The following is a 12,483-nucleotide window of genomic DNA, read 5'->3' on the forward strand; positions in this document are numbered from 1 at the left end:
GCCGGATGGAGCGCGAGATGCGCCTCACCATGGCGCGGATGCAGGCGGCGACGGCGCGGGTGGAGGCGCGTGAGCGCGCCCTCGCGCAGGTCGAGCGTATGCCGAAAGCGCCGGTCGAGCGCGAGCCCGAGGTGATCGAGGCGCCGGAGGCGACGGCGCAGGCTGGTGAGTAGCCGGCGCTATGTGAAGCGGATCTGGCGTGTCCCGAGAGATCGGGGCGCGCTGGAATACCTCGCGACACTCATTGTCAAGATGCTGGTCAAGCACGGCTGGCCGGCGTCGTGGCGTCGCGAGCCCTTCACTGATGGTTTCGTCGTGGTCAGCCATGACCACGGCGAGGCCTTGCCGCCCGACTTCCTAGAGGCCGTGCAGATCGCGGCGCGGATCGTCGCGAGGACCTATCGCGTCGAGATTGAGCAGCATGGCTCTTTCGTTGGCCTGCTCTGTGACTATGAGGTCACGGCTGGCGGGCACTTTAAAAAGCTGATGTAATCACATGATTTTGCAAGGAAAGGCTCGGGCCCCTGTGCGCGAGGTGGTCTTGCATTGCGCGGCGATCAGGACCGGGCAATTCTCGCACATGTCGCCGTTTCAGGTGTTCGCTACGGTTAATCGGTGGCACACCGAGCGGGGTTTTAAGAACGGTTTCGGGTATCACGGGCTGTTCATGCCCGATGGCACCTGGTATTCCGGGCGCCCTCTCACGATGATCGGCGCACATGTCCTTGGGCATAACACCGGCACGCTCGGGTTTCTGCTGATTGAAAGTCAGCAGATCACCCATATTGCGCAGTTCGGCGACTGGTTCACCTCCGCGCAGGCGCTGGCCGTCAAGGCCAAGCTGCGCGATCTCGACGGCATCGAGAAGGTTTCTGGGCACAATGACTATGCCCCGAAGCTGTGCCCCGGCTTCCATGTGCAATCGGGGGATTGGTTGTGATGTTTTTCCATGGTGTCGTTGGCTTGCTTGGCGCAGCTTCGTTTCTGTTGTCGTCCCGGGCATATCAAGGCTTCTGGCGTATCGTCGGCGTGGTTCTCGCCGCGTGCGCCTGTGCTTGGGCCTTGTTGTGCTTTTTGTTGTGGGCGTCGCTGTGATCTAGCGCCGACCGCGCGCCCTACCCGCCTGTTTCAGGCGGGTGGGGCGGCGCATTACCCTTGTTCCTGTATGCAGTTTAAGAAACTCTGGACATGTGCACCCGCCCTATTGAGAAAGACGGAAAGACCTTTGCCTGTCGCACCTGCGACGAATGTATTGCCACTCGCCGGCATGGCTGGGTGGCTCGGGCGATGGCCGAGAAAACGGGGCACGCGCATTGCCTCGTGATCGCGTTGACCTACTCGGACGAAACTGAAATCGGGCGGCAGGGCGCGCGGATGTTCGCATATGCGGACGTGCGCGCCTTTTTCGCGCGTCTGCGCGCTGCCGCTCGTCGGTATGCTGATGCTGAGAGGCTGAACGAGGCGCCGGTTATTCGGTTCCTGTGTGCCGGTGAGCAGGGCGACCGGAACGGGCGCTGCCACTGGCACATGATCGTGTATAGCAACCTCGATCTGATGAAGCTTGGCACTTTTGAGGGCCGCTTTGGTCGCGTGACCAAGCGGGCCGATATGATGACGGTCGGCAAGCGTAAGCGCCGCCTGAACTGGTCCCTGTGGCCTTACGGCTTCGTGACCCTGCAAGAGCCTGACCAAGGCGGGATGAACTACGTCCTGAGTTACTGTCTTAAAGACCAGTTCACCGGCGAAAAGTCCGAAGGGACCATGCGCGAGGCCAAAGCCGAGCGGTTCGCCACTGGTCTGTTTCGAATGAGCAAACGCCCGGCCATTGGCGAGGCGTGGCTCTATTCGAAGATGGAAGCGCTTGACGCCAAGGGCGCGGTGCTTCCTGCCGTGGAGCTGAGGATACCCGATTTTCACGGCTATTACGTCCCGAGCGGTTCCTTTCGTGAGAAAACGCTCTGGGCTCTCGTCGCGCTGAACAGGCGCGTTGTATGGGCCACCGGCGCCCCCGCGCCGCAGTGGCCCTCTTTGCTTGCCTCGTGTCGTGAGAACGAGGCAGATTTGGAGATCCTGAATGGCCCACAAACCGACGAAGAAGACCCCCTCGAAGTCGAGATTGAGCGGCGGCGCTCTCTCGCGGCCGGCGAAAGCGCGCGGCGTGATTTTGCCCGGCGATGCGGCGCCGCTGTGGCCTGCGATTGGTGCCTCGGATTCCTTACCGAAGCGGCGCTTGCCGAGCGAGGTATTGAACGCTTCGAGGACGAGGCCGGCGTCTGGCAATATCGCTCGACTCCGGGCCGAGCGTCACTTGCCGAGCGCCGTGCTGAGCGCGGAAGCGGCATCAATTCCGACTGCCGCGAGCGAGGCACGAAGCTCGCCCGTCTCACCTTCCCGGCGACGGGAGGAGGTGCGGGACATGCTGGATGACCCGCGAAAGACGGTCTGCAAGGAGCGTCCCAAGGATACCAAATCCAAGGGGGGTGGTTCACGGGCCTTTGTCCCGTGGTGTGATCGTAAGAAATAAGCCCCCGGCCCCGCTCTTTTCATTAAGGGCTGTAGGGGCCGGGGGCGTGGTTGGAGCTGGCGCAACGCCAGCGTCCTGTTTGGCCCGGGGCACGGTTCGGCAGGTAGCACGGTGCTTGCTCTCCGTTCGCTCTGCGCGCGCTGCTGAGTGTCCCCGGTGCCGCTTATGCGCAGCCCCCCATGACTGGGGGGCGCAGCGCAAGGGGGGTTGATCCCCCTCCCTCTCGGGAGGGAATGGTGATACTGCATCCCCCGGATGGATCGGCCCTGCAAACGATGCAGTTCAACCGGAGGTTGTTTTCACCTCATAATGTGTTGTCATCGTGCGTGTTAACCTGTTCGGTTTATGTTCACGCCAGAATTTGCGCCAAAGGCGTTGACAACCTCACCCCCTTGTGTTTACTATAAGATGTGCGATTTTCGCACCGCGCTTGACCTTCTCTTGCTTATACGAATCGCGATGCCCTTGGGCTGATCTGGCTGACCGCCCCAGATCAGTCGTGCCTGCAGCCTTTAGTCCGCCAATCCATATTTCTGCAGAAACAGTGTGCAGCGCTCGACCGTGAGCCTGTTCCAGCCGAGATCGGTCGCCAGTTCATCTATCGTGCCGCCCGCTGCGCCACGTGCGGTCAGCGCCGCCAGGACGCCTTCCAGCGTTGAGATTTTCTCGGCGGACCAGCCCAACCTGTCATAGCCGCGCACTTCAAAAATCAGTTTCAGGCGCGCGGCATCGCCGACGGCAACCACCCTGTCATCCGAGCGGTTTGCGAGCACCGTCGGATAGCTTCCGAAGATATCCATTGGCGCCGTTCCGACGGGATTATGGTGTGAGCCTCTGCCTTCGGGATTGCCCGAGATCAGGCGAATGGACGTCAGCTCTTCCCAGAAGTCCTGGATCTTCGGGATGATCACGCTCCAATCATACTCGCTTCTGACGCGGCGCATTCCGGCAGCGCCCATGCGCCGGCGCATCTGCGCGTCGCGGGCCAGCGCAACGAAGGCGGCGGTCATCTGGCGCAGGTCGATCCGGGTCAGCATGGATAGCCGGTTGCCATATTGCGCATAGGAAAACTCGCCGGACAGGTAGCCTGCGGCCTCTCGCTGGCTGGCGTCGGCTGCCACACTGCGGGTCGGAACCCTGATGCCGACATCGGGCGAAACGGTGTCGCGCATCCCATCCCAGTCCGACGCCACCACCGGCAATCCCGCGGCCATTGCCTCGATCGGCGAGAGACCGAAGGTCTCCTGAATATTGTCGATCGGAAAGGCGAAGATATCCCCGGCCGACAGCGTCTGCTTGCGGCAGAGCGGGTCGTCGCCGGGAAGATGATGGAAGGAGACCGACGGCATCAGGTTTTGCGCACAATCGTTGAAGATTGCCTCGCTGAGGCTGTCGCCGAAGATGCCACAGGCGATGAAATGCAGCCGTTTTTCCTTCCCCAGCTGCTCCTGCGCCTTTTGCAGCGCGATGAACAGGGGGCCGGGATCGAACTTGCCGTAAGGCAGCAGCCGCGCGACCGTGACCACCGCGATATCGTCGTCACCCCATTTCATCTCTTCGCGCAGGGTCGCCCTGGCCTGTGCGTCAGCAGTGAAATCGTCGCTGTTGATGCCAAGTGGAATGACCGGCAGTTGCGGGCGGGGCGGAACGTTGCCAAAGCGGTTGCGCAAGAAAGCCTCGGCGACTTCAATGTTGCGAACCGTCGCGGCACGGACCGCGCGCGAGGTGCAGATCACGCCGTCCCACTCGGCCTGCGGTCCGGCCCGGAGATCGAAAAAGCCGCGCATGACCAGCTGCGTCGCGGTGGTGTGCGTGAGCCCGCAGATCGAATAGCGATTCATCCCGAACGCCTGGCGCTGCCAACAAAGGTCGGCAAAGTTCGGAGCAGGAAAATACAGGGTCCCGACCGGTGCAATTCTGGGGGTCTGGCCGTGAAATACGGCGCGGTGAGGCTTCGTGGGCGCGTACCGATCCTTGACCTCGGCAAAGTCTTTGCTGCCGCCGTGCCCCCGTGTCAGGGATACAAATTCATCCACATCGGCATGGCGGAAGAAGCCCTTGAGGAATGACTCGCCCGCCATGCGGCGCCCGTTGACCCCGTTCGCGCCGGGATCATAGCTATCGCTAACATACCAAATGGCGGCGTTTCGGCTGGCCTTACTCAATGCGTTCCATCCATAGCCAGGGAGTTGGTCCCTTGCGCCACTCCCAAAGTGCGGTCAGGCGATCAAGGTCGCTCAGCTCTTCCATCCAGTCGGGCAGCACACCGGCTTCAATGCGCCGGGCAAGCTTCGTCACCCGATGGGTGGACGCAAATCGGCTGGCGATCGCATCGGACAGTCCGGGACGATCGCAGTCATGGACCTCGACAAGAATATCGGCGTCACGCAAACCCACCGCCCGGGACGGGTCCAGCAAGCCGTCCTCGGCGCCCTCGATGTCGCAAATCACGACGCTTCTGGCCTTCAGGCAGATGTCGAAATGCTCATGCCCCCATTCGCCGCCGATCTCGACGCGGTCGAGCACGCCGTTGCGCCGAGCAAGCGCCGCACAGGCCTCGCGCGCGGCCGGGCTGGCATCGCGTGCGATCACCTTCGCCGCCGGCAACCTCCGCGCCAGACCGACGGCATAATAGCCTTCGGCACAGCCGATATCGATCACCAGGTCATAGGCGCGCGCGACGATGGTCTCGATGACCGGCGCCAAAGAGGCCTCGTAACAGCCCAGCAGGCGTGGCACGCGTGCGCCTTCGGTCGCGGCAATACCGTAGTCCATTCCGGCGAAAGGACCGCTCCCGACCACGGCGCCCTGCCGCTGGACCAGGGTGTTCTCGATCACCTGCGCGCGCCATTTCGCCAATAGCCTGTAGGCCCGGGTCAGAGACCGGATCGACGGCTCCCGCTCAGCCAGTGATCGCAATTGCGATGTCACAGCCTGGGTGAGACCGGAGGCTTGCGCCGATGCCTTCGCGGGCCTTGCCCCCTGGCCGTCGCGCCGTTGCAAGGGGCCGGTCCCCTGTGCCGCGTCCTTGCGCTGATAGCCCAAGGTCGCTTCCTGTTGCGGGTCAAGCTGGCCCCACAGGAAATCGCGATCCGCTGCGTCCAACGGCTCATATTCCCCCGCCGCGAACAGCCCTTCGCTCTGGCGCCCGCGGCGCGCGGCGACGGGCTCGAAATCCGGGCCTCTCGGCACGCCGAACCGTTCGGAAATAGCCTGAAGGAACCCCTCCGGGTCCTCTGCCACGTCTTCATGCCTGACCAGGATGCAATTGCCGAACCGGTGCGGCAAAGACAGGAACCCGGCATTTTTGGCGGTGCGCAGGGCGCAGATATTGGCGAACCTCTCGCCGGTCAGCGGATGGCGGTCCCATTGCAGCTCGGCCCCGAGGACCGGGTCATCCTCGCCGAGACCGAAATTCGGCTCATCCGCCCGGGATAGCCATTGCGCGCGCAGGAACGCCTGAAAGGGCAGGATGCGAAGCTGCGGGTCCGCATGCCACGGCCGCCGGTGCATGCTGCGCAGCCAGGCCTCGGGCTCTCGGAACACCCCGATTGCCAGGGTGGTGACCGGCGCGGCCAGCATCTGCGGGAAGGCGTGTTTCCAGCCGTAGCGAAAGCCGAACCGGCCGATCCGGTCCCCCGGGCTGTCGGCAAACGCCGGAAAGTTTCGCCGGACCAGCTCCATCGCGTGGTTGGTGCCGGAATTGCGCTCGCCGAATACCATCGCGGCCGACAGATCCGCCGGCGTCGTCCTGATCGCTATGGTGGGGAACCGGCTCATGCCGGAGCGGGCGCGCGGCCGGGCGCGGCGAAACGTTGCATGTCAGGCGCCATCCTGCCCCCGCTCCTTCGGCACCAGAAGCGTCTTGGGGCGCGCCGCCTCGGCGGCCCGAAACAGGCTGAAGGTCTGGTTGACAGAGGAGGCCACCCCCGCCATCGACGCCATCCAGCGCTCGATCTCGGGGGTGCGCTCCACCGGCACGACCTGCACCGGACGGTCCGGGCCATCGGCCTCGAACTGGCAATAGAACAGCGGATCGCCCCGCTTCAGGATCAGATCCTTGCCGGTGTCGTGCCATTCGAACGCCCACATCAGCGGCCGCAGCCAGGCATGGATCGGAAACCGCCCGCCGAAGATCGTGCCGGGCAGCGGTTCGGAGCGGTAATGCGCAAAGGCATCGAGCTGCGTGATGTAGCAGATTTCCTCCGCGACGAAGCAATAGCCCAGGGACAACTGGATCGTCGGCTTGTCCGGGTAGCGCCACTCGCTCTCCTGCACCAGGTGCACGACCTGGCCCAGCTTGCCAGCCCGGAGCGTCCCGCGCGGTCCGGCCCGGTTCACCAGCTGCGGCTGCCCCTTGTCGCCGCGGGTGAAACCGATGTGGATGTCGTAAGGGCAACGGATCAGGAAGTAGCGGCTTTCGAGCTGCACGACCCCGGGGCACCGCGCCGCCGATTTGGCGTGCGTCTTATTCGTGCCGCGGAAACTCACGCGTTCGGGCGGAAACATCACGATTGAGGAGGTATCGTGATCCATGAACCAGCCGACCGTCACCGGCCCCGACTTCGGGCTGAAGTCGGGACGCTGAAGGGTGATCCCAATCTCCATCATTCCCCCACCTTCGTCGCGTCCCGGCGCCCAGGTTGCTGTCATGCTGTCTCAAGCAGCGGCTTGCTGTTCTTCGCGATGCACCCTGCAAGGGTGCGTGCCTCGCGCCCTTTCAACAGCATGCGGGCGCCGTCCGGGCACTCTTCCTGCCCCCAGGTCTCCAGTTCCGGGAAAATCGAGACGATCTCTTCGATGACCTCAGGCGGGAACGACTTGAGCGCCTGCGCCCCGGTGTAAAGCGACTCCGTCATGGCGCCGTTGGAAAAGACCACCTCGTGCCGGCTGCACAGGAAGTGCCAATAGCTCACCTCGGTCACATCATGCGCCACCTCGACCCCGTCGATCGTCAGCAATTGCTTGGCGGCCGCCAGGACTTCGCTTTCGCCAAACATGCGCTTCGCCACTTTCGAGCGGATCAGCACGCGGTGCTGCGGCGAGACCAGAAGATCCCTCTCAGGCAGCCCGCCGCCAAGTGCGCCCTTGCGGATGCGGATCGGCCGAAGTTTCGGCTCGGCAGCAAGGCGCCCGGCATCAATGTGGCGCGACCCGATCCAGCGGATTTCCTGAGCGCCGTTGTCGGCTGTCACGACCACATCGCCCGCATGAAGATCTTCGATCATCACCTCGCCGTCCGGTGTCATGATCCCCGTGCCCGAGGCGAAGCACACGACATTCGTCTGATCCCAGGTCAGCCCGCCGGTGATGCCGGTCATGGTCAGCGTCGGCCCGCTCATATCGGTGCCGTTGAAGCTGATGACGCCATCGGCCAGATCGTGGTTCATCGCCATGATCGGCTGGACGAAATTCGTGCCGTTCGCGGCGTTGTAGGCCGCGAGCGTCGCATCGTTGAAGATGCCGCTCAGATCGACGAAGTCGTTGTTCGACTGGATGCCGTCGGTGTAGTTCCCGCCGTCTCCGGCGGTGAAGTCGGTGATCGTGTCGTTGCTGGCGCCATCCCAGTAGAAGAAGTCGTCGCCGGTTCCGCCGGTCAGCCTGTCATCACCGGCGCCGCCCATGATCGAGTCGTTGCCGGCATCGCCATTGAGCGTATCATTCCCGACAGAGCCCCAGATCGTGTCGTTGCCATCGCCGCCATAGGCCAGATTGTTGCCGGCCGGGTCGCCGATATCGCCACCTGCGATCGCATCGTCGCCGGCGCCGCCAAAGAGCGTGTCATTGCCGGCATCGCCCAGAATCGAGTCGTCGCCCGCATCGCCATAGATCTCATCGTTCCCGGCAGAGCCCCAGATCGTGTCATTGCCGGTGCCGCCGGTAAGACTGTCATTGCCATCGCCGCCGATGACACTGTCATTGCCGGCATCGCCGTGCAGCGTATCATCCCCGGCGGTGCCCCAGATCGTGTCCTCGCCATCGCCGCCATAGGCCAGATCGTCGCCGGCCGGGTTCGTTACATCGCCACCGTCGATCAGGTCATTGCCGGCACCGCCGAAGATCGTGTCATTGCCGGCATTGCCGGCAATCGAGTCGTCGCCCGCATCCCCATTGAGCAAGTCATTGCCGGCATTGCCCCAGATCGTGTCATTGCCATCGCCGCCATAGACCTGATCGTCGCTGATCGGCTCCGTTACATCGCCGCCGCTGATCAGATCGTGGCCGAGACCGCCGTAGATCGTGTCGTCCCCGGCATTGCCGGCAATCGAGTCGTTGCCATCGCCGCCCAGAATGGAGTCATTCCCGCCGCCGCCGCGCAGATCATCGTTCCCGAGCCCGCCGTCGATGATGTCATCCCCGGCGAAGATGGCATCGTTGCCGTCGCCCCAGATCGTGTCGTCGCCGGCACTGCCAAAGAGCGTGTCATTGCCATCGCCGCCCTCGATGGAATCACTGCTGTCGCCACCGTCGATGGCATCACCGCCGGCACCACCATCGATGGTGTCGCTCCCGGCGCCGCCGGTGATCGAATCGTTGCCGGCTTCACCCCAGATCGAATCGTTGCCGTCCTGCCCGAACAGGTCGTCATCGCCTGAGCCGCCGTTGAGCACATCATTGCCGGCTTCCCCCCAGATCGAATCGTTGCCGTCCGCCCCAAACAGCCCGTCATCGCCTGCGCCGCCGAGGATGGAATCGTTGCCGACTACACCCCAGATCGAATCGTCGCCATCCTGCCCATACAGCCTGTCATCGCCGGCGCCGCCGACGATCGTGTCGTTGCCGGCTTCACCCCAAATCGCATCGTTGCCGCCCTCCCCAAACAGTCGGTCGTTGCCGAGCCCGCCGATGATCGCGTCGTCGCCGAGGCCGCCGTTGACCGTGTCGTCGCCGCCATAGCCGAATATCGTATCGTTGCCGGAAGTCCCGTAGAGGGGATCGTTCCCAGGGCCGCCATTAATGATCGCCATGCGGATCTCCCAATCCCTAGACTGAACATTACAAGTTCCAGATCACCTCTGCGCCGCCGTCAGCACAGCCATTGCGGTTCTGGTTCCCAAGTGAGGTCTTCTTCGATGCCACCGCAAAGACGGTGATCTCTGCCTGCACCGAAGAGCGCATCGCTGCCGCCCCGGTCGCACAAAGGATCGTTGCCCACGGCGCCAGCGGGGCCGTCATTCCCGGCGCCGCCGAAAGTCAGGTTGCGGCCGGCGATACCGAAAATGTGGTCGCCGCCGCCAGACCGGCGCATCGCCCCGCGATCGGCCGGGCCGGTGAGTGTATCGTTTCCGACAGTGCCATTGACCATCTGACAGGCTCCCTGTGGCGTTCGACGCACATTGCAGACCGGGATGGATGCAAACCCTGGTGAGGTGCGGTCTCCCCCACATCCTCACGGGCTGCTCCTCCCCTGGCGCGAATGCTGCTGCTGGGGTTGCCAGCGCCTCCAAAATCAGGACCGGCCTCCGCGCTCCCTCAATCGGTGGCAGACGCTCCCCCTCTCAACAACTTCGCTATTGCCCCCCATCGGTGACACCAGGCCGCGAAGGCGCTGTTGCGCCAATGGCGTGATGTGGGGCTGTCCAGCGGGGAAGCCGCCGTTGCGGCGGGAGTTTCAGCGCCTGTAACCCGATGGTTTCGGAGTTCTGGCGGAATGCCTCGCACAGATCTCGCGCCATCGGCACCCATGTGCCGACCCCTCTAACCACATGGGTTCATGGCGAGACTTCTGAAACCGTTCGGTCCATGCGCCGTCGGGAGAATTGCGCGATTTCCTCGCGCTTCCGGGGCCGGCGACATCCGCGGTGCCGGCCGCGCTAGAACTGGCGGATCGAGGCCCGCACCCGGTCGAACAGCATCCCGGCGGCGCGCGGCATCGTCCGTCCCTTCGCCCGCAAGATCATGTAGGGCTCCACCGTCATCAGCCGGTTCAGCTCGAGCCGGCGGAACCCGGCGGACACCGGCGGGTCGAGCATCAGGTCCATCACCTCCTGCGACATCGGCGCCACCGAATCCGTCTCGCGCAGCAGCGCGACGATCACCAGCAGCGACGAGGCGGTGATGACATTGGCCGGCGAGGCCAGCCCCTCGTCGTGAAAGGCGCTGTCGATCGCAAGGCGGATCGGCGTGCCATGGTCTTGCAAGATCCAGGGCAGCCCGTGCAGGTCGCGCACCGAGACCGGCCCGCGGCCCAGATGCGGGTGGCCGTCGCGCACCATCAGCCGCACGATCTCGTCGCGCGCGGGCTCGAGCTCGAACGCCCTGTCGTCGACCCGCGGCGGCAGCCGGGCCAGCGCGAAATCGAGATCGCCCCGCTCGAGCGCCTGCACCAGCACGCCCGAGGGCGCCACCTCCACGCTCACGTCGATCTGCGGCGCGCGCGCCTTCAGCCAGCGGATCGCCGGCACCAGCTGACCGAGCGCCGGTCCGGTCACCGCGCCGACCCGCACCGCCCCGCCCCGCCCCGCCGCCATCTCGTCGAACTCGGCACTCATCAGCGCATGGTCGTGCACGATGCGGCGGGCATGGTGGGCGATCAGCGCACCTTCCGGCGTCGGCTCCATCCCCTTCGGCGTGCGCAGGAACAGCCGCAAGCCGAGCTGCGCCTCGATCTCGGCCAGCATCCGCGAGGCGGCCGGCTGCGTCATCCCGCAGGCCACCGCCGCGACCTGCAACTGGCCGTGGGTGGCGACCTCCAGCACAAGACGGCTTTGCGCTGGACGCATGTTCTGTAAGAATTCCGCCATGCAGCATACCATTATTGGAATACACTTTCCGTGTATTGATATTTGAACGCCATGTCACTCCCGATGTATCCCAAGATACCTCCCGCGCGGGAGGTACGCGGGGCGAGGAGGCCCCGCCATGGGAGGACAAGATGAAATTGCTCAAACTGGCGGGTGCGCTCGCCGTCAGCGCGTTGGCGCTGGCCTCGCAGGTCCAGGCGGAAGGCAAGGGGCTGATCGGCATCTCGATGCCGACGAAATCCTCGGCACGCTGGATTGATGACGGCAACAACATGGTCAAGCAGTTCCAGGCGGCGGGCTATGACACCGACCTGCAATATGCCGAGGACGACATCCCGAACCAGCTCGCCCAGATCGAGAACATGGTGACCAAGGGCGTCAACGTGCTGGTGATCGCGGCGATCGACGGCACCACGCTGTCGAATGCGCTCGACAACGCCGCGGCGGCCGGGGTCAAGGTCATCGCCTATGACCGGCTGATCCGCGACAGCGGCAACGTCGACTATTACGCCACCTTCGACAATTTCAAGGTCGGCGTGATCCAGGCCAGCTCGCTCGTCGACGGGCTGAAGGCGCGCTTCCCCGACGTGCACCCGTGGAATGTCGAGCTGTTCGGCGGCTCGCCCGACGACAACAACGCCTATTTCTTCTACAACGGCGCGATGTCGGTCCTGCAGCCGCTGATCGACGCCGGGGATGTGGTGATCGGCTCGGGCCAGACCGGGATGGACAAGGTCGGCACGCTCCGCTGGGACGGCGCGGTGGCACAGGCGCGGATGGACAACATCCTGTCCGCCACCTACACGCAAAAGCATGTGAACGGCGTGCTCTCGCCCTATGACGGGCTGTCGATCGGGATCTTGTCCTCGCTCAAGGGCGTCGGCTACGGCTCGGGCGACCTGAAGATGCCGATCGTCACCGGCCAGGACTGCGAGGTGCAGTCGGTCAAGTCGATCAAGGCGGGCGAGCAGTATTCCAGCGTGTTCAAGGACACCCGCGAACTTGCCCGGGTCACCGTCTCGATGGTCGACGCGATGATGAAGGGCGGACAGCCCGAGGTGAACGACACCACGACCTACAACAACGGCGTCAAGGTCGTGCCCTCCTACCTGCTGCAGCCGATCGAGATCGACGCCAGCAACTACGAGAAGATCCTCGTCGAGTCCGGCTACTACACCGCCGATCAGCTGAAATGAGACGGCCCGGCCGCCCGGC

General features: G+C 64.1%; 10 protein-coding genes. 4 read left to right on the forward strand and 6 right to left on the reverse strand.

Annotated features, from left to right (window positions below; translation table 11 throughout):
- Nucleotides 1-252: 252 nt before the first annotated feature.
- The 3 genes from EOW66_RS16375 to EOW66_RS16385 all read left to right on the forward strand — a co-directional run bounded on the left by EOW66_RS16375 (nt 253) and on the right by EOW66_RS16385 (nt 2,427).
- A complete protein-coding gene (locus EOW66_RS16375; RefSeq protein WP_128157367.1) occupies nt 253-492 on the forward strand; it encodes a hypothetical protein in 240 nt (79 codons plus the stop codon).
- A gap of 34 nt (nt 493-526) precedes the next feature.
- A complete protein-coding gene (locus EOW66_RS16380; RefSeq protein WP_164881159.1) occupies nt 527-940 on the forward strand; it encodes an N-acetylmuramoyl-L-alanine amidase in 414 nt (137 codons plus the stop codon).
- A gap of 347 nt (nt 941-1,287) precedes the next feature.
- The gene (locus tag EOW66_RS16385) at nt 1,288-2,427 is read left to right on the forward strand and encodes a rolling circle replication-associated protein (RefSeq protein WP_128157369.1); all 1,140 of its coding nucleotides are present in this window, start codon (nt 1,288-1,290) and stop codon (nt 2,425-2,427) included.
- 609 nt (nt 2,428-3,036) lie between these two features.
- On the opposite strand, the gene EOW66_RS16390 is transcribed toward EOW66_RS16385, so the two are convergent.
- From EOW66_RS16390 to EOW66_RS16415, 6 genes are all read right to left on the reverse strand, one after another.
- Nucleotides 3,037-4,689: a glycosyltransferase family 4 protein gene (locus EOW66_RS16390; RefSeq protein WP_128157370.1), complete on the reverse strand. Its 1,653-nt coding sequence runs from the start codon at nt 4,687-4,689 to the stop codon at nt 3,037-3,039.
- Nucleotides 4,682-6,304, reverse strand: coding sequence for a class I SAM-dependent methyltransferase (locus EOW66_RS16395; protein ID WP_128157371.1), 1,623 nt, complete (start codon nt 6,302-6,304; stop codon nt 4,682-4,684). Before EOW66_RS16395 ends, EOW66_RS16390 begins: the two co-directional genes overlap by 8 nt.
- Nucleotides 6,305-6,346: 42 nt before the next feature.
- Complete coding sequence (locus EOW66_RS16400) at nt 6,347-7,135, reverse strand: hypothetical protein (RefSeq protein ID WP_338054887.1); 789 nt, start codon at nt 7,133-7,135, stop codon at nt 6,347-6,349.
- A 38-nt stretch (nt 7,136-7,173) separates the two neighbouring features.
- Nucleotides 7,174-9,492 (reverse strand): Hint domain-containing protein, encoded by a 2,319-nt coding sequence (locus EOW66_RS16405; RefSeq protein WP_128157372.1) that lies wholly within the window; start codon nt 9,490-9,492, stop codon nt 7,174-7,176.
- A 59-nt stretch (nt 9,493-9,551) separates the two neighbouring features.
- A complete protein-coding gene (locus EOW66_RS16410) occupies nt 9,552-9,830 on the reverse strand; it encodes a hypothetical protein (protein ID WP_128157373.1) in 279 nt (92 codons plus the stop codon).
- A 508-nt stretch (nt 9,831-10,338) separates the two neighbouring features.
- Nucleotides 10,339-11,268 carry a LysR family transcriptional regulator gene (locus EOW66_RS16415; RefSeq protein ID WP_164881160.1) on the reverse strand — a complete coding sequence of 310 codons (930 nt, stop codon included), beginning with the start codon at nt 11,266-11,268 and terminating at the stop codon, nt 10,339-10,341.
- A 131-nt stretch (nt 11,269-11,399) separates the two neighbouring features.
- Between EOW66_RS16415 and chvE the strand changes: the two genes are divergently transcribed.
- Nucleotides 11,400-12,464 (forward strand): multiple monosaccharide ABC transporter substrate-binding protein, encoded by a 1,065-nt coding sequence (chvE, locus tag EOW66_RS16420; RefSeq protein WP_128157375.1) that lies wholly within the window; start codon nt 11,400-11,402, stop codon nt 12,462-12,464.
- The last annotated feature ends 19 nt before the right edge of the window (nt 12,465-12,483 follow it).

This window comes from Paenirhodobacter huangdaonensis (assembly GCF_004022465.1).
GTDB classification, from domain to species: domain Bacteria; phylum Pseudomonadota; class Alphaproteobacteria; order Rhodobacterales; family Rhodobacteraceae; genus Rhodobacter; species Rhodobacter huangdaonensis.

What these genes read in the sequence shown, in the direction of transcription:
- EOW66_RS16405 (WP_128157372.1), bottom strand. Translation starts at nt 9,492, where the DNA reads ATGGCGATCATTAATGGCGGCCCTGGGAACGATCCCCTCTACGGGACT.
- EOW66_RS16375 (WP_128157367.1), top strand. Translation starts at nt 253, where the DNA reads ATGCTGGTCAAGCACGGCTGGCCGGCGTCGTGGCGTCGCGAGCCCTTC.
- EOW66_RS16385 (WP_128157369.1), top strand. Translation starts at nt 1,288, where the DNA reads ATGGCCGAGAAAACGGGGCACGCGCATTGCCTCGTGATCGCGTTGACC.
- chvE (WP_128157375.1), top strand. Translation starts at nt 11,400, where the DNA reads ATGAAATTGCTCAAACTGGCGGGTGCGCTCGCCGTCAGCGCGTTGGCG.
- EOW66_RS16410 (WP_128157373.1), bottom strand. Translation starts at nt 9,830, where the DNA reads ATGGTCAATGGCACTGTCGGAAACGATACACTCACCGGCCCGGCCGAT.
- EOW66_RS16400 (WP_338054887.1), bottom strand. Translation starts at nt 7,135, where the DNA reads ATGATGGAGATTGGGATCACCCTTCAGCGTCCCGACTTCAGCCCGAAG.
- EOW66_RS16415 (WP_164881160.1), bottom strand. Translation starts at nt 11,268, where the DNA reads ATGGCGGAATTCTTACAGAACATGCGTCCAGCGCAAAGCCGTCTTGTG.
- EOW66_RS16395 (WP_128157371.1), bottom strand. Translation starts at nt 6,304, where the DNA reads ATGAGCCGGTTCCCCACCATAGCGATCAGGACGACGCCGGCGGATCTG.